Raw genomic sequence first — 17259 nt, 5'->3', positions numbered from 1 at the left:
CTTCTATTCTGCGACTATGCGAGTCTCGGATACGGCGAGTGGTCATTTCTGCCTCGGGGGAACTTGATGAGCGATCTCGATACTGCCGATAGTCCGTCGCCGCGGCGGCAAGGCTTCGGCCGAAATGGCCAGGGGACCGAGACCGCTGATGCCAGCCAGGATCTGCTTCGGGCGCTTCAGGCCATGCGCTCCGGCGACTTCTCCGTGCGCATGAGCGGCGACTATCTCGGGATCGACGGCAAGATCGCGGATACGTTCAACGAGATCATAGCAGCCAATCAGCGGATGGCGCATCAGCTCGAGCGCGTCGGCCAGGTTGTCGGTCGCGAGGGAAAGACCCGCCAGCGCGTGAGGTTCGGCATCGCCAGCGGCTCCTGGGCCGACATGGAAGGCTCCATCAACACCTTGATCGATGACCTTCTCTGGCCGACCCGCGAGGTCACCCGGGCCGTTGCCGCGGTCGCGCAGGGCGATCTTCTGCAAACGGTGAAACTCGATGTCGACGGCCGGCCGCTCGGCGGTGAGTTTCTCCAGTCGGCCAACATCGTCAACACTATGATCAAGCAGCTAAGCGTCTTCACCTCGGAAGTGACGCGCGTCGCTCGCGAGGTGGGAACCGAAGGCAAGCTGGGCGGTCAAGCGCAGGTTCCGGAGGTGACAGGCGTCTGGAAGGATTTGACCGAGAGCGTCAACTCCATGGCCAACAACCTGACCGGTCAGGTCCGCAATATCGCGGAGGTGACGATCGCGGTCGCCAATGGCGATCTGTCGAAGAAGATCACGGTCGATGTCCGCGGCGAGATTCTGCAACTGAAGGAGGCCATCAACACGATGGTCGACCAGCTGCGATCGTTTGCTTCGGAAGTGACGCGCGTCGCGCGCGAAGTCGGCACGGACGGCAAGCTCGGCGGCCAGGCCATCGTCCCCGGCGTCGCCGGCACCTGGAAGGATCTCACCGACTCGGTCAACGCGATGTGCGGCAACCTCACCGCGCAGGTCCGCAACATCGCCAATGTGACCACGGCGGTCGCGCGCGGCGACCTCTCGCGCAAGATCACGGTCGACGTTCGCGGCGAGATCCTGGAGCTGAAGGACACGATCAATACGATGGTCGACCAGCTCAATGCCTTCGCGTCTGAGGTGACGCGCGTGGCCCGCGAGGTCGGCACCGAAGGCAAGCTCGGCGGCCAAGCGAAGGTGCCGGGCGTCGCCGGCACCTGGAAGGACCTCACCGACAACGTCAACTTCATGGCATCGAACCTGACGGCGCAGGTCCGCAATATCGCCGACGTGGCGACAGCCATTGCGAGCGGCGACCTGTCGAAGAAGATCACCGTGAACGTCTCCGGCGAGATCCTTCAGCTGAAAGAGACGCTGAACACGATGGTCGACCAGCTCAACGCCTTTGCCGGCGAGGTCACGCGCGTCGCGCGGGAGGTCGGAACCGAAGGACGGCTCGGCGGCCAGGCCAATGTGCTGGGTGTTGCCGGCACCTGGAAGGATCTGACCGAGAGCGTCAACTCGATGGCCTCGAACCTGACGGCGCAGGTCCGCAACATCGCCGAGGTGACGACCGCGGTCGCCAATGGCGACCTGTCCAAGAAGATCACCGTCGACGTGCGCGGCGAGATCCTGGAGCTGAAGGACACCATCAACACGATGGTCGACCAGCTCAATGCCTTCGCCGGCGAGGTCACGCGCGTCGCCCGCGAGGTCGGAACCGAGGGCAAGCTCGGCGGCCAGGCGATGGTGCGCGGCGTTGCGGGAACCTGGAAGGACCTCACTGACAGCGTCAACTCGATGGCGTCCAACCTGACCGGCCAGGTTCGCAACATCGCCGAGGTGGCAACCGCTGTCGCCAAGGGCGATCTCTCGAAGAAGATCACCGTCAATGTGTCAGGCGAGATTCTCCAGCTGAAGGAGACGCTGAACACGATGGTCGATCAGCTCAACGCCTTCGCCGGCGAGGTCACGCGCGTCGCCCGCGAGGTCGGCACCGACGGCAAGCTCGGCGGCCAGGCCGAGGTGCCGGGCGTCGCCGGCACCTGGAAGGATCTCACCGACAGCGTCAACTCAATGGCCGGCAATCTGACCGCCCAGGTCCGCAACATCGCCGAGGTGGCCACCGCCATCGCCGGTGGCGACCTGTCGCGCAAGATCACGGTCGACGTCCGCGGCGAGATCCTGAGCCTGAAGGAAACGCTGAACACGATGGTGGATCAGCTCAACCGCTTTGCCGGCGAGGTCACGCGCGTGGCCCGCGAGGTCGGCACCGAGGGCCGGCTCGGCGGACAGGCCAACGTGCCCGGCGTCGCCGGCACCTGGAAGGATCTCACCGACAGCGTCAACTCGATGGCCGGCAATCTGACCGCCCAGGTCCGCAATATCGCGGAGGTCACCACGGCCGTGGCGCGCGGCGACCTCTCGCGCAAGATCACGGTCGACGTGAAGGGCGAGATTCTCGAGCTGAAGAACACCATCAACACCATGGTCGACCAGCTCAATGCGTTCGCATCCGAGGTGACGCGCGTCGCCCGCGAGGTCGGCACCGAAGGCAAGCTCGGCGGTCAGGCCGAGGTGCCTGAAGTCGCCGGCACCTGGAAGGATCTCACCGACAGCGTCAACTTCATGGCTTCCAACCTGACGGCGCAGGTCCGCAACATCGCCGAGGTCGCGACCGCCATCGCCGGCGGCGACCTGTCGAAGAAGATCACCGTCGACGTGCGCGGCGAGATCCTGCTGCTCAAGGACACCTTGAACACGATGGTCGAGCAGTTGCGCTCCTTCGCCGCCGAGGTGACGCGCGTGGCGCGCGAGGTCGGCACCGAGGGCCGTCTCGGCGGCCAAGCCGTGGTGCCCGGCGTCGGCGGCACCTGGAAGGACCTGACCGACAACGTCAACCTGCTCGCGGCCAATCTCACCACGCAGGTTCGCAACATCGCCGAGGTCACCACGGCGGTGGCGCGAGGCGACCTGTCGCGCAAGATCACCGTCGACGTGAAGGGCGAGATTCTCGAGCTGAAGAACACCATCAACACGATGGTCGATCAGCTCAACGCCTTCGCCGGCGAGGTGACACGCGTGGCCCGCGAGGTCGGCACCGAAGGCAAGCTTGGCGGCCAGGCCCAGGTGCCGGGAGTCGCCGGAACCTGGAAGGACCTCACCGACACCGTGAACTTCATGGCGGCCAACCTGACCGAACAGGTCCGCGGCATCGTCAAGGTGGTCACGGCCGTGGCCAATGGCGATCTCAAGCAGAACCTGACTGTGAAGTCCAAGGGTGAGGTCGCAGCCCTCGCCGACACCATCAACAACATGACCGAGACGCTCGCGACCTTTGCCGATCAGGTCACGAGCGTCGCCCGTGAGGTCGGCGTCGAAGGGCGGCTCGGCGGCCAGGCCAACGTGCCCGGCGCGGCCGGCACCTGGAAGGACCTGACCGGCAACGTCAACCTGCTCGCGGCCAATCTGACGTCGCAGGTCCGCGCCATCGCCGAGGTCGCGACTGCCGTGACCAAGGGCGACCTCACGCGGAGCATTCAGGTCGATGCGCGCGGCGAGGTGGCCGAGCTCAAAGACAACATCAACACCATGATCACCAACCTGCGGCTCACGACCGACCTCAACACCGAGCAGGACTGGCTGAAGACGAACCTCGCCCGCTTCACCAACATGCTGCAGGGGCAGCGCGATCTGACGACCGTCGGCCGCCTGCTGCTGACCGAGCTGACGCCGCTCGTGAATGCGCATCGCGGCGTGATCTACCAGGTCGAGAACGAGTATACGCCGCAGCTACGCCTGCTCGCCTCCTACGCCGATGATGGCGTATATCCCCATCGCCAGCTGGTGCAGTTCGGCGAGGGGCTGATCGGCCAGTGCGCCATCGACAAGCGGCAACGACTGATCTCCGAGATTCCATCCGACGTCATTCCAGTCGGCTCTGCTTTGCTTCGCGCCGTCCCGAAGAACCTCGTCGTGCTCCCGGTGTTGTTCGAGAACCAGGTCAAGGCGGTGATCGAGCTGGCGTCGCTCAGCCCGTTCACAACGTCGCAGATGACGTTCCTGGAGCAGCTCACCGACTCCATCGGCATCGTGCTCAACTCGATCGAAGCCACCATGCAGACCGAGGGTCTGCTCAAACAGTCGCAGCAACTCGCCGCGGAGCTGCAGGCGCAGCAGCGCGAGCTGCAGCAGACCAACGAGCAGCTCGAACAGAAGGCCCAGCAGCTGGCCGAGCGCAATGTAGAGGTGGAGCGCAAGAACCAGGAGATCGAGCAGGCCCGCCGCGCGCTCGAGGAAAAGGCGACGGAGCTTGCCCTCACGTCCAAGTACAAGTCCGAGTTCCTGGCCAACATGTCGCACGAGCTGCGCACGCCACTCAACAGCATCCTGATCCTGGGCCAGCAGCTGACGGAAAACCCCGACGGCAACCTGACCATGAAGCAGGTCGAATTCGCCCGTACGATTCATGGTGCTGGCACCGATCTTCTCAACCTGATCAGCGACATTCTCGACCTGTCCAAGATCGAGTCCGGCACGGTGACCGTCGACGCCGAGGAGATCCTCACCGCCAACCTCCTGGAGACGGTTGGCCGTCCGTTCCGGCACGAGGCGGAAAACCGCCTGCTCTCCTTCAACATCGATGTCGATCCGAACCTTGCACGAAGCATCGTTACGGATTCCAAGCGGCTGCAACAGGTGCTGAAGAACCTGCTCTCGAATGCCTTCAAATTCACCGCGGACGGCGGCGTCCGGTTGAAAGTCTCGGCTGCACTTGGCGGGTGGAGTGCTGAGCATCCGGTCCTCAACACCGCGCCGGCCGTCATCGCCTTTGAAGTTTCCGACACCGGCATCGGCATTCCCCAGGAAAAGCAGAAGCTGATCTTCGAGGCCTTCCAGCAGGCCGACGCCGGGACCAGCCGCAAATATGGCGGCACCGGGCTCGGGCTCGCCATCAGCCGCGAGCTCGCGAACCTGCTGGGCGGTGAAATTCATCTGAGGAGCGCCCCCGGCAAGGGCAGCACGTTCACACTTTATCTGCCGCTGAAATATTCCGGTCCGGCCGTCGCTCCGCGCATCAGCGCGACACCAGCGGCATCCTATACGCCGCCGCTGCTGCCGGCGCAGCAGCCTCCGGCCCCCGATCGCGTCGCCGAACAGCTGGCCGATGACAGGCTCGATCTTGCGCCCGGCGACACCATTCTGCTGATTGTCGAGGACGACCCGCATTATGCCCGCGTGCTGATCGACCTCGCGCGCGACAAGGGCTTCAAGATCCTGGTCGCCACCCGCGGCGCGGAAGCCCTCGACCTCGCCAAGCAGTACCAGCCCGCTGCCATTTCCCTGGATGTGTTCCTGCCGGACATGCTGGGCTGGACTGTTCTGAGCCAGCTCAAGCACAATCCTCTGACCCGGCACATTCCGGTGCAGATCATCACGCTGGACGAGGACCGTCAGCATGCGCTGGCGCGTGGAGCGTTCTCCTTCGTCAACAAGCCGACAACCACGGAGGGCGTGAGCGCTGCGCTCAGCCAGATCAAGGAGTACGCGCAGCCGCGACGCAAGCGTCTGTTGATCGTCGAGGACAATGCAGCCGAACAGCTCAGCATCCGTCAGTTGCTCGATCACGACGACATCGAGATCCTCGCAGCGGACACCGGCGCCGGCGCGCTGGAGGCGCTGCGCAGCACGCCCTGCGATTGCGTCGTTCTCGATCTCCGCCTGCCGGACATGAGCGGATTCGACGTGCTCGATCAGTTGCGTTCGGACGAAACCTTGTCAGGCATTCCCGTCGTCGTCTTCACCGGCCGCGAATTGTCCGCCGAGGAGGATGCGGAACTACACACGATGGCCCGCAGCATCGTCGTGAAGGGCGTCGAGTCTCCGGAGCGGCTGCTCGACGAGACAGCCTTGTTCCTTCATCGCGTCATCACGGAACTGCCGATAGAGAAGCAGCGAATGCTCGAAAAGCTGAACAGCTCCGACGAAGACCTCGTGGGAAAAACGGTTCTGCTGGTCGACGACGACGCCCGCAACATCTTCGCACTGTCGAGCGTGCTGGAGCGCCGCGGCATGAAGGTGCTGACCGCGACGACCGGCGCCGAAGCGATCGGACTCGTGCAAAGCACGCCTGCGATCTCGATCGTGCTGATGGACATCATGATGCCGCAGATGGATGGTTACCAGACGATCGGTGTCATCCGGCAGAACCCTGCCTTTGCCCGGCTCCCGATCATCGCGCTGACCGCGAAGGCCATGAAGGGAGATCGCGAGAAGTGCCTCGAAGCCGGTGCTTCCGATTATCTCGCAAAACCCGTCAACACCGAGCAGTTGCTTCTTGCGATCCGCATGTGGCTGCACCGCTGAACGGCGCATCATCATGGAACATGAAAAGGTCAACATCCTCCTGGTTGACGACCAGCCCGCGAAGCTGCTCGCCTATGAGGTCATCCTCAAGGAACTCGGCGAAAACCTCGTGGTCGCCACGTCCGGCCGCGAGGCGCTCGAGATTCTCCTGAAGAACGAGATCGCGGTCATCCTGGTGGACGTCTGCATGCCGGAGCTCGACGGCTTCGAGCTGGCGCAGATGATCCGCGAGCATCCGCGGTTTCAGAAGATCGCGATCATCTTCATCTCGGCAGTTCAAGTCAGCGATTTCGACCGGTTGCGCGGCTATGAAATGGGCGCGGTCGACTATGTGCCGGTACCGGTCGTGCCCGAGGTCTTGCGCGCGAAAATCAAGGTGTTCACTGAACTCTATCGCAAGACGCGCGAGCTGGAACATTTGAACCAGGAGCTCGAGAGCCGCGTTCGCGCGCGCACCGCAGAGCTCGAAAGATCCACGGCCCAGCTACTGGAGAGCGAGCAGCGACGCAGCATGGCCATCGCGGCCGGAAGGATGGGGTCCTGGGATTGGGATGGCATCAATGGCGACTGGATGTGGGACGAAGGCCAATACCGCATCTTCGGCGTCACGCCGCAGACCTTCGAGCTCAACAACGTCAACATCATGAGCCTCTTGCATCCCGAGGATGCCGAGCGTGCGCGGCAGGTGGTCGCTGAGCTCGGCCGCGGGACGACGTCCTGCGAGGCCGAGTTCCGCATCAACAGGCCCGATGGCGAACAGCGCTGGTGCGTTGGAACGGCGGCGGCGACGACCGACAAGGCTGGACGCGTGATCCGGGTCAGCGGCGTCACCATCGACATTACCGAGCGCAAGCGCGCCGAAGAGCGCCAGAACCTATTGACCCGCGAGGTCGATCACCGGGCCAAGAACGCGCTGACCTTGGCGCAGTCGATCGTGAGGCTCACCAAGGCCGACAGCGTGCGGACCTATGTCAGCGCAGTCGAGGGCCGCATCAGCGCGCTCGCACGCGTTCATACCATTCTCTCGCTTTCGAGCTGGCAGGGCGCAGAGATCAGCCGGCTGATCGGCGAGGAGCTCGCGCCCTATGCGACCGGCGGACAGGTGGCGATCGGCGGTGCCGAACTCCAGCTCCAGCCGGCCACCGCACAAACCCTGGCGCTGGCCCTGCACGAGCTGGTGACGAACTCGGCCAAATACGGCGCGCTGTCGGTCCGCTCCGGTCATCTCTCGGTCAAATGGACCATCGAAGACGACGTTCTCGAGATCGTGTGGATCGAGACCGGCGGGCCGCGGGTCCACGTGCCGACCTCCCGCGGATTTGGCACCCGGAGTTTGATGGCTAGTGTCGAGAGCCAGCTCGGCGGGCGCGCCTGGTTTGACTGGCGGCCCGAAGGGCTGATCTGTCGGTTGATCGTGCCCTTACGTCCGGGCGCGATGCCGCCGGAGATGACGAGCTCCTTCACGAGCGCCACGCCCAACCCTGCTCGACAGCGCGCAGCCGGCTGAACGGCGGCGGGCGACGCCGGTGCGACGAAATTAGGAACGACGCGCCGCAGCCGACGCCTTCCCTTCGTCTCCGGCGGCGTTCCCTCATCTCGCCGGAGGCAACTCCGTGTGGGCTGTGGCCCAGCGTTCGCCCCCTCGGGCGCAGAGTCCGTTCGGGCCGGGATGCCGCCTCAGTCGGCCTTCCCGGTCCGGCTGGCCCCCTTAAGCGGCGCTTCGCTGCAGATGCCGGCCCTCCTTGACCTCCTCGATGATCTTGGCACTGAACGCTTCCAGATCACCGGGATTGCGCGACGTGATCACACCTTGGTCGACGACCACCTCCGCATCCTGCCAATCCGCACCGGCATTCACGACGTCGGTCTTGATCGACTTGTAGGACGTCATCTTGCGGCCTTTCGCGATGCCCGTCTCGATCAGCAGCCATGGCGCATGGCAGACCGCGGCCACGATCTTCTTTGCCTCGAAGATGTCCTTGATGAACTTCAGCGCCTTCGGCTCGAGACGCAAGAGGTCCGGGTTGATCTGGCCGCCCGGCAGCACGATGGCGTCGTAGTCCGAGGCCGATGCCTGGTCGAGCGTCTTGTCGACCTTGACGGGCCGCCCCCAATCCTTCTGGTCCCAGCCCTTGATCTCGCCCGCGGCGAGCGAGATCACGTCGACGGTCGCTCCGGCCTGCTTCAAGCGATCACGCGGCACTTCGAGCTCCGATTGTTCGAAGCCATTCGTGGCGAGAATGGCGATCCGCTTTCCCTTGATATCCATGATGCTCTCCTGTTCAGACGGATATGCTGGCCAACCCGGCCGGCGCGACCATCGTTCCCGGCGCAGGTCAGGACTGATCGTCACAACTCATCGAGCGCATTGGTCTCAGCATGGAACAGCGAAGCTCTGCCGCAGTTTGTATGCGGGAGCAGCCCCTGTCCGCCCCGGCCACGCGGACCAGCCGGACGCTCCGTCCACGGATTGCGATCTGGAGCTCCTCGTGCCCTATGCGCTTTTTGAGAATGACGAACAAATGACCCGTCCGTTTCGGACCGAGCGCGAGGTCTGGGAGGCCGCGGAGCGTGCAGATCTCGTGACCTTGGATACGCACGGCGAGAAGGTGCTCGACAACAATTTCGAGATCAAACCTTGCGAAGCCACGGCGGACGAGCTTGCTGGAGCTCCTGGCCAAGAGATCGTTTTTCCAGACGCGCGCAGCGCTGACCGGACTCTTGACAACGGCGCGGAGCAACGCCCGTCGCCTGCGGGAAAGAAGACGGCGGCAGAGACGTCCTCATGAGCACGGGCAATTGGCACGACCAGCCTTCTTTTCGTACCAAGAACATATACGGAACATTCTGCGATCATCCGCGTTGGCACCTCATGGGATTCAACCACGTGAGATGCAGCCAAGAGTGGAAATCGGCATGACCGAGAAGATTGAAAAGGATCCGAAGGATTGGGCGTCGGGAGACGATCCAGTGACCAATGCGCAAACCTCCTACTTGAAGACTCTGAGTGAGCAGGCAGGCCAGCCCGATCCGACGAAGGAGGTGCGGACTAAGGCTGAAGCGTCCGAGCTGATCGACGAGATGCGGCGCGCAGCGGGATTGGACTGAGATCGTTCGATCTGTCCACCAAGTAGCGGGACCGGTATTCCAGTGGCTTCGGCGACAGGCTGAAACAGCCTGAAAAGGTCGCGAATCAGGACTCGGTCGTCTAGTCTTGCCGCATTTCGCGGGAGTACCCCATGGTTGCGGACAGTGACAGCAAGGTTGCCTGGCATCGCGCTCAGCTCAAGAAGTACCGCGCGGCTCTGAAGCAAATCGAGACAGCGCGGTTCACAGTCGGCGAAAGCGCCGACGCCAAGGCGATAGAACGGACCAAGCGGCAGGTGGCTGAGCTCCAGCTCAAGATCCGCGAGTCGGAGCAAGTCATCGGCCAATACGACAAGCAGGCGCGACGCCCGCTGGCCACGGATCTGCGAAGCCTCTCCAACGTCTCATGGCGCGACTGGACCGGCAACGGTCCGCGCTGACGACGCGCCGTTTATTGGACCAGTGTCCTCATCGGCCAGGCTGCGATGCCGGCTCGGCGCGGTCATGTCGCCTGTCGAGGCATTCGCTGCCAGAGGCCCCTCCTCCCGTGGCATCCATCGCCGCAAACGCTCATCGCTCCTGCGGAGGGCCGCCAGATCGATCCGTCCTTCCGCCAGCGCCGTCTTGGCGCAGGCCAGCACGCGGTGGAACTGCGTGCCATCATAGGCGACGAGCAGGAGATCGGCGCCGCCGCTGAGAGCCTCGACGACAGCCTTGCAGAGATCGCGGCCGTAGATCGCGCCCATCACCAGATCGTCGGTGATGATCACTCCCTGGTAGTTCCATCGGCCGCGGATCAGACCGTCGAGCACGGCCTTGGAATGCGATGCCGGACGCTCGCGGTCGATCGCATCGACCACGACGTGGCCGACCATTATCGCCGCATCCGAATTGTCGAGTACCTGACGAAAGGGCCGCCAATCCGACTGTTCCAAGACCTCCGCAGGTGTTTCTAGATCTGCGGAGAAATGATGCGTGTCGACCGCAACGCGCCCGAGACCCGGGAAGTGCTTGACGGCGGCGCGAATGCCACTGGCCTCGAGACCGCGCACATAGCCGAGCGCGATGTCGCCGACCACGGCCGGATCATTGGAGATCGCGCGCCGACTGATCAGCGTGTGAAAGTCGAACCTGTTGTGCGTCCAGCTCGGCCGCAGATCGACGACCGGCGCGAGATTCAAGGTGATACCGGCATCCGCGAGGGACCGTCCCTGGCTCTGTCCCATCTCGAGCGCCCGCGGCATCCGCCGCGCCTCCGGCAGGTCGGCCAAGGTCGCAAGAGCGGGCATGTTCGGCACAGCCGGAGACAGGTGCGCGACAGAGCCTCCCTCCTGATCGGCCGAGACCAGCAGAGGTGGCAGGCCGGCGCTGACCCGCTCGGCCTGCAGCCGCGCGATCTCAGCACGAAGTTGAGCAGCGGTTCGGCCTCGGATATTGTGGTGGGTCACGTAGATGCCGGCGATCAGGCCCTGCCGCGCCAGCGCGGCAGCATCCGCCGTCGACGTGTAACCAACCATGAAATGCCGCCCGAGCAGCCGCGCGACCTCGGGCGCAGTGTCGAACGTCTCGTACTTGCGCCAGGCGAACGTGAATTGCGTTGATGTCAGTGCGAGCAGCGGGATGCACCAGACGAGGACGAGCAGCCTCCCGGAGAGGCCGCGCCGCCAGCGTCCGCTGAGCAGGAGCAGAAGCGGAGCCGCCAGACCGATGATCAGCAAGGCGGCGTGACCCGTGCCGCGCAGCCGAACGAGATACGGCTCGTTACTGTTGAACGTGATGAATATGAAGAGCAGAGCAAGGCTCCAGAGGACTGCCGTCCCGATACGCCCGAGCATGTGTGCAGCCGATCATTCCAGGGGGAAAGACGGCCTTTGCGTAACAATGCCGATCCGCCGGCGCCAGCGGCGGAGTCGCCTCTGCACGAAATCTGCAAACAAATCCTGAAATGCTGCAGACCCGCTCGTCAGCGGCTGCACGTGACGGCGTCATGGTGGCTCATCGGCTGGTGCATCCTGGCCGCATCGCTCCCATCGAGGACCTTCGCATGACCGCCTCCGCCGAGCCGACGGCCACCCCAGCCGCATCTGATTCCAGATGGCTCAAATTCGCAATCGCTCTGAGCCTCGTCGGAATGGCCGACATACTGCTCTACGACGGCCGCCCCATCGGCCTTGGCCTGCCGCTCTTCCTCGCCGCGCTCGCCACGACCGGCATCCTCGTCAATGTCGCGATGATCTCGCGCCGCCGGCTGATCGGAGCGACTGCCCTCTTCGTCGCGGGCTTGGCTCCTGTCGTCGAGGATCTGGGCCTGCTGTCATTCCCCATCATGCTGGTCATGATCCTGTCGGCGGTGGCATTCGCGACCCATCCAGGCGCCCGCGGATTCACGCTGCCGCTGACCGCCGCCCGACAGCTGCTCCTGATCGGACCATTCCGGCTCGTGCCCGACATCATCATGATGCTGCGCGATCATTCGCTCACGCGCGCCCTGCTGGTCTGGAGCATTCCGCTGACGCTCGGCGGGGTCTTCGCCCTGTTGTTCGCGGTCGCGAATCCGGTCATCGCGCAATGGCTCGATGTCTTCAGCTTCGACAGATCTGCTTCGGAGCTGACGACGGCGCGTGCGATCTTCTGGCTATTGGCGCTATCGATGATATGGCCGTTCGTCCACCTGCGCTGGCGCCAGCGTGTCGAGCCGACGCAGCCGGCGTTCGACCGCGAGCCCGATCAGGCCCCGTCCCAGCTGTCCACCGTGCTCGGTCCCGCGACCGTGATCCGGTCGTTGATCCTGTTCAACGTCCTGTTTGCCATCCAGACCATTCTCGACGGAGCCTATCTGTGGGGACATGCTGCGCTTCCGAACGGCGTGACATACGCGGCCTATGCGCACCGAGGGGCCTATGTTCTGATCGTCACGGCGCTGCTTGCAGCCGCTTTCGTCATCGTCGCAGGCCGCTCCGAAATCACGGCAACCGGGTCGCCGCTCATTCGTCCACTGATCTATCTCTGGGTGGCACAGAACGTGATGCTGGTCGTCTCTTCGATCCAGCGGCTGCACATGTATGTCGACACCTACGCCCTGACCTACTGGCGAATCGCAGCGTTGATCTGGATGATTCTGGTTGCAATGGGCCTCGTTCTCATCGTGCTCAGGATCGTCCTCGACAAGCCGAGTGCCTGGCTGATCCGCATGAACCTGGTGATGCTTTCGATCACGATCTACGCCTGCACGTTCGTCAATCTTGACGCCGTGATCGCCGATTACAACGTGGCCCACAGCCGCGAGGCCGGGCGGAGCGGCCCGTCCATCGACAGCGATTACCTCGTCTGGCTCGGGCCGCAGGCGCTGCCGGCGCTCGACCGGGCCATGCTGATGTCGCCATCCGACCGGCGGCTGACAGCGGACCGAGACCGCCTCCTCCTGCAGCAGCAAAGTCGGATGGCGGACTGGCGCTCCTGGAGCTTTCGCGGCTGGCGCTTGCAGCGCTATCTCGATACACATCCCCTGTTGCAGAACCCCAGCTGATGTGTCGCCGCGGAGCCCCGACCGTGTCCCCCCGAATCCTCATTGTCGACGATGACCCGCATATCCGGGAGGTGGTGCGCGTTGCGTTAAGCAAGGCCGGCATGGCGGTGACGGAAGCCGCCGACGGCCGCGCCGCCCTGATCAAGTTCACCGACGAGCGACCAGACCTGATCGTCCTCGACGTCGGCATGCCGGAATTCGACGGGCTGGAGGTCTGCCGGCGCATCCGCAGGACGTCGCAGGTGCCGATCCTGTTTCTCTCGGCGCGGGACGAGGAGATCGACCGCATCCTCGGGCTGGAGATCGGTGGCGACGACTACGTCACCAAGCCGTTCAGCCCGCGCGAACTGGTGGCCCGGGTCAACGTCATTCTCCGCCGGGTGGCGACCGCCGGAGCCCATCGCACGGCCGAGCCGGACGAGCTGATCCACGGCCGGCTTCGCCTCGACCCGCAGCAGCACCTCGCTTGCTTTGGCGAGACGCCGCTGGCGCTGACGGCGCTCGAATTCAGCATCCTGCGCACACTGATGACGCGCGCCACGGTCGTATTCAGCCGCGAGCAGATCATGACGGCGGCCTATCAGCTCAATATACAGGTCTCCGACCGCACCATCGACAGCCACATCCGCAACATCCGCGCCAAGCTTGCAGCGGCTGGTTGTGAGGACGCGATTGAAACGGTGCATGGCGTCGGCTTCCGGCTCGGACGCTGCGGCGCGCCATGATCGCGCCGAAACCGAAGGAGAAATGGCGACCGTCGCTGGGACAGATCGTCTTCGGCGTGCTGGCCTTGGTCGCAACCTTGCCGCTGGTCGGATTGTTCTTCTTCCGCATCTACGACAACCAGCTGATCCGTCAGACGCAGGCCGAGCTGATCGCGCAGAGCCGCGTGCTTGCCGCGATTTTTGCCGAGGAGGTTGCGGCGCGCGTCCCATCGGGAATTGCGCTCGGTGCCGAGATCCCGCCCGAAGCCAGGCCCGACGCGTCAGATGAGGTCACCCCGATCAGGCCCCTGCTCGATCTCCTGGGAAATGATCTGTTCGTCCGCCGCCCTGACGCCCGCGAGGCCATTCGGCCTGCGGACCCGGCCTATGTCGCGATCGGCGAACGGCTCTGGCCGGTCGTCCGCGAAACGCAGAAGGTCACCCTCGCTGGATTTCGTATACTCGATCCGCACGGGGTGGTGATCGCCGGCCGCGATGAGATGGGCAAGTCGCTCGCTCACATCGAAGAGGTCGCTTCCGCCCTGAGCGGAAAATACAGCGCCGCGCTACGCATCCGCATTCCCGACAAATCGCCTCCCCCGATCTATTCGATCAGCCGCGGTGTCGGCGTCCATGTCTTCTCGGCCATGCCGGTGATCGTCAATGATCACGTCGCCGGCGTGATCTACACGTCGCGAACACCGCGCAACATCTTCGAACATCTCTATCAGGAGCGCGGCAAGTTCGTCGCGGCGGGCTCCGCGATCATCCTGACGACCTTGCTGGTCGGGCTGATCGTCGCCCGCACGATCACGCGACCGATGCGCGAGCTCGTCGATCGCGCCGGCAGGATCGGCCGGAACGATCCGGCAGGATTCCGGCCGCTGGCCCATTACGGCACGCGAGACTTCGCCGAGCTGGCCGAGCATTTCTTCGCCATGGCCGAGCAGCTGGCGCGGCGCTCCAGCTACCTCAAGAACTTTTCCGCGCATCTGACGCATGAGCTGAAGTCGCCGCTGACCTCCATCAAGGGCGCGGCGGAGCTGCTGTTGGATTCGCTCCGGGCCTCGTCGGATCACCTCACAAGGGCCGAACAGGAACGCTTTCTTCTCAACATTCTTGGCGATACCGAGCGGCTGGAACAGATGGCGCAGCGGCTGCGCGAACTGGCCCGGGCCGAAGCCTTGCCGCAGAGCGATGCCTGCTGCCCGGCCGACGTCGTCGATCAGCTGCGATCCCGGTTTCCGGCACTGCAGCTCGAAACGCAGGGCGCGCTGAGCCGTCGCGTCGAGCTCTCCAGCGAGACGCTTCTGATAGCCCTGACGCATCTCGCAGACAACGCCGTGCGTCACGGCGCCCGGACCATCCGTCTGGCGGCGGAGCAGCATAGGGATCAGCTGATCCTGCGGGTCAGCAACGACGGTGATCCGATCTCCGCGGGGAACCGCGAGCGCATCTTCGATGCGTTCTTCACCACCCGCCGGGACAGCGGCGGCACCGGAATGGGGCTGGCCATCGTGCGGGCCATCATGACCAGCCATGGCGGCGCGATCGACCTCCTGCCGGACACGACCGAGGTCAGCTTCGCGCTGCGCCTGCCGGCCCGGGACGCCGAGGACGCCAGCCGCGCACACCTCAAATAGCATCTGAGTTGGCGGCCTCCTTCGAGGTTGAACGCCGACGACCCTATTGCTGTGGAGGACGGCGGGATCGACCCACGCTGGACGCAGGTCGGCTGGCGCGCGTCTGGCCGCAAAACCTCTTGCCACACAGCGCGAGAGTTCAAACATGCTGCCGAATGTTTGTATACGAGCGATCCATTGCCCAGCGGCGCCGGCACGGTGGTTACCGCAGCCACGGTCAGGCCGCGCGATTGGGAATGACTCAGCCTCTCGATCCGCGTAATCTCGCCGCGATTGCACCATTGGCCAGCGTCGCCATGGCCTTCGGGAGACCTTGATGAATTCGAGCCGTTTCGAGATCAACCGCCGTACCGCTCTTCTGACCTCTGCCGCCATCGCGGCAAACGTGGTCAACCCCCTCCGGGCCTTCGCCCAGGAGACCCCGCGCAAGGGCGGCGTTTTCAACGTCCATTACGGCGCCGAGCAGCGACAGCTGAATCCGAGCCTGCAGGCCTCGACCGGCGTCTACATCATCGGCGGCAAGATCCAGGAAAACCTCGTCGATCTCGACGCCAACGGTCAGCCGGTCGGCGTGCTCGCCGAGAGCTGGGAGGCCACGCCCGACGGCAAGACGATCACGTTCAAGCTGCGCAAGGGCATCACCTGGCATGACGGCAAGCCGTTCACGTCCGACGATGTCGCCTTCACGGCCATGAACATGTGGAAGAAGATCCTCAACTACGGATCGACGCTGCAGCTGTTTTTGACGGCGGTGGACACGCCGGATCCGCAGACCGCGATCTTCCGCTACGAGCGCCCGATGCCGCTCAATTTGCTGCTGCGCGCGCTGCCCGATCTCGGCTATGTCTCCGCCAAGCACATCTATGAGAACGGCGACATCCGGCAGAACCCCGCCAACCTCGCCCCTGTCGGCACCGGCCCGTTCAAGTTCGTGAAATATGAGCGCGGGCAATACATCATTGCCGAGCGCAATGCCGATTATTGGCGGTCCAACGCGCCCTATCTCGACCGCATCGTGTGGAAGGTGATCACCGACCGCGCCGCCGCCGCCGCGCAGCTCGAGGCGGGCGAGCTGCATTACAGCCCGTTCTCGGGGCTGACGATCTCGGACATGGCGCGGCTCGGCAAGGACAAGCGCTTCGTCGTCTCGACCAAGGGCAATGAGGGCAACGCCCGCACCAATACGCTGGAATTCAACGTTCGCCGCAAGGAACTGTCCGACATCAAGGTGCGCCGCGCCATCGCCCACGCGATCAACGTCCCCTTCTTCATCGAGAACTTCCTCGGCGATTTCGCCAAGCTCGGCACCGGGCCGATCCCGTCGACCTCGACCGATTTCTATCCCGGCGCGAACACGCCGCAATATCCCTATGACAAGGCCAAGGCCGCAGCGCTGCTCGACGAGGCCGGCTACAAGCCCGGCGCCGGGGGAACCCGCTTCTCGCTGAAGCTGCTGCCCGCGCCATGGGGCGAGGACATCTCGCTGTGGTCGACCTTCATCCAGCAATCCCTCAGCGAGGTCGGCATCGCTGTCGAGATCGTTCGCAATGACGGCGGCGGCTTCCTCAAGCAGGTCTATGACGAGCACGCCTTCGATCTCGCCACCGGCTGGCACCAGTACCGCAACGACCCGGCAGTCTCCACCACGGTGTGGTATCGCTCCGGCCAGCCGAAGGGCGCCCCCTGGACCAACCAATGGGGCTGGGACGACGCCAAGATCGACAAGATCATCGATGATGCGGCGACCGAGGTCGACCCCGTCAAGCGCAAGGCGCTCTATGCCGACTTCGTGCGCGAGGCCAATACCGAGCTGCCGGTGTGGATGCCGATCGAGCAGATCTTCGTCACCGTGATCACGGCGAAGGCACGCAACCACTCCAACACGCCGCGCTGGGGATCGTCGAGCTGGCATGATCTCTGGCTTTCCGCCTGA

Annotated in this window: 11 protein-coding genes; 9 read left to right on the top strand and 2 right to left on the bottom strand. The window is 64.2% G+C overall.

The genetic code is table 11. The annotated features are described in order from the left end of the window. The first annotated feature begins 183 nt into the window (after positions 1–183). Positions 184–6366: a HAMP domain-containing protein gene (locus ACVIJ6_RS29130; protein ID WP_456777105.1), complete on the top strand. Its 6183-nt coding sequence runs from the start codon at positions 184–186 to the stop codon at positions 6364–6366. Between the two features lie 13 nt (positions 6367–6379). Then, positions 6380–7873 carry an HWE histidine kinase domain-containing protein gene (locus ACVIJ6_RS29125; RefSeq protein ID WP_456775535.1) on the top strand — a complete coding sequence of 498 codons (1494 nt, stop codon included), beginning with the start codon at positions 6380–6382 and terminating at the stop codon, positions 7871–7873. 201 nt (positions 7874–8074) lie between these two features. On the opposite strand, the gene ACVIJ6_RS29120 is transcribed toward ACVIJ6_RS29125, so the two are convergent. Next, a complete protein-coding gene (locus ACVIJ6_RS29120; RefSeq protein WP_456775534.1) occupies positions 8075–8635 on the bottom strand; it encodes a type 1 glutamine amidotransferase domain-containing protein in 561 nt (186 codons plus the stop codon). Between the two features lie 220 nt (positions 8636–8855). On the opposite strand from ACVIJ6_RS29120, the gene ACVIJ6_RS29115 reads away from it, so the two are divergent. The 3 genes from ACVIJ6_RS29115 (at position 8856) to ACVIJ6_RS29105 (ending at position 9893) form a co-directional block, all read left to right on the top strand. After that, on the top strand, positions 8856–9155 hold the full coding sequence (locus ACVIJ6_RS29115) for a hypothetical protein (RefSeq protein ID WP_041751541.1): 300 nt from the start codon (positions 8856–8858) through the stop codon (positions 9153–9155). Positions 9156–9282: 127 nt separating this feature from the next. Beyond that, positions 9283–9474, top strand: coding sequence for a DUF3072 domain-containing protein (locus ACVIJ6_RS29110; RefSeq protein WP_456775533.1), 192 nt, complete (start codon positions 9283–9285; stop codon positions 9472–9474). A gap of 131 nt (positions 9475–9605) precedes the next feature. Continuing rightward, positions 9606–9893 (top strand): hypothetical protein, encoded by a 288-nt coding sequence (locus tag ACVIJ6_RS29105; RefSeq protein ID WP_012044367.1) that lies wholly within the window; start codon positions 9606–9608, stop codon positions 9891–9893. Here ACVIJ6_RS29105 and ACVIJ6_RS29100 read toward each other — a convergent pair. Next, positions 9858–11288, bottom strand: a complete 1431-nt coding sequence (locus tag ACVIJ6_RS29100) for a glycoside hydrolase family 3 N-terminal domain-containing protein (protein WP_456775532.1) — start codon at positions 11286–11288, stop codon at positions 9858–9860. The genes ACVIJ6_RS29105 and ACVIJ6_RS29100 overlap by 36 nt on opposite strands. A 209-nt stretch (positions 11289–11497) precedes the next feature. Between ACVIJ6_RS29100 and ACVIJ6_RS29095 the strand changes: the two genes are divergently transcribed. The 4 genes from ACVIJ6_RS29095 (at position 11498) to ACVIJ6_RS29080 (ending at position 17259) form a co-directional block, all read left to right on the top strand. Then, positions 11498–12979 (top strand): DUF4153 domain-containing protein, encoded by a 1482-nt coding sequence (locus ACVIJ6_RS29095; RefSeq protein ID WP_456775531.1) that lies wholly within the window; start codon positions 11498–11500, stop codon positions 12977–12979. A gap of 23 nt (positions 12980–13002) precedes the next feature. Beyond that, the gene (locus tag ACVIJ6_RS29090; RefSeq protein WP_456775530.1) at positions 13003–13704 is read left to right on the top strand and encodes a response regulator transcription factor; all 702 of its coding nucleotides are present in this window, start codon (positions 13003–13005) and stop codon (positions 13702–13704) included. Next, a complete protein-coding gene (locus tag ACVIJ6_RS29085) occupies positions 13701–15326 on the top strand; it encodes an ATP-binding protein (protein ID WP_456775529.1) in 1626 nt (541 codons plus the stop codon). The genes ACVIJ6_RS29090 and ACVIJ6_RS29085 overlap by 4 nt, the downstream gene beginning before the upstream one ends. A 316-nt stretch (positions 15327–15642) precedes the next feature. Then, positions 15643–17259, top strand: coding sequence for an ABC transporter substrate-binding protein (locus ACVIJ6_RS29080; RefSeq protein ID WP_456775528.1), 1617 nt, complete (start codon positions 15643–15645; stop codon positions 17257–17259).

Source organism: Bradyrhizobium sp. USDA 4369 (genome assembly GCF_054056435.1).
This window is presented reverse-complemented; position numbering and strand designations above follow the sequence as displayed.

Excerpts from the sequence above, each read along its gene's own strand:
- ACVIJ6_RS29130 (WP_456777105.1), top strand. The coding sequence starts at position 184 with ATGCGCTCCGGCGACTTCTCCGTGCGCATGAGCGGCGACTATCTCGGG.
- ACVIJ6_RS29125 (WP_456775535.1), top strand. The coding sequence starts at position 6,380 with ATGGAACATGAAAAGGTCAACATCCTCCTGGTTGACGACCAGCCCGCG.
- ACVIJ6_RS29120 (WP_456775534.1), bottom strand. The coding sequence starts at position 8,635 with ATGGATATCAAGGGAAAGCGGATCGCCATTCTCGCCACGAATGGCTTC.
- ACVIJ6_RS29110 (WP_456775533.1), top strand. The coding sequence starts at position 9,283 with ATGACCGAGAAGATTGAAAAGGATCCGAAGGATTGGGCGTCGGGAGAC.
- ACVIJ6_RS29105 (WP_012044367.1), top strand. The coding sequence starts at position 9,606 with ATGGTTGCGGACAGTGACAGCAAGGTTGCCTGGCATCGCGCTCAGCTC.
- ACVIJ6_RS29100 (WP_456775532.1), bottom strand. The coding sequence starts at position 11,288 with ATGCTCGGGCGTATCGGGACGGCAGTCCTCTGGAGCCTTGCTCTGCTC.
- ACVIJ6_RS29095 (WP_456775531.1), top strand. The coding sequence starts at position 11,498 with ATGACCGCCTCCGCCGAGCCGACGGCCACCCCAGCCGCATCTGATTCC.
- ACVIJ6_RS29085 (WP_456775529.1), top strand. The coding sequence starts at position 13,701 with ATGATCGCGCCGAAACCGAAGGAGAAATGGCGACCGTCGCTGGGACAG.
- ACVIJ6_RS29080 (WP_456775528.1), top strand. The coding sequence starts at position 15,643 with ATGAATTCGAGCCGTTTCGAGATCAACCGCCGTACCGCTCTTCTGACC.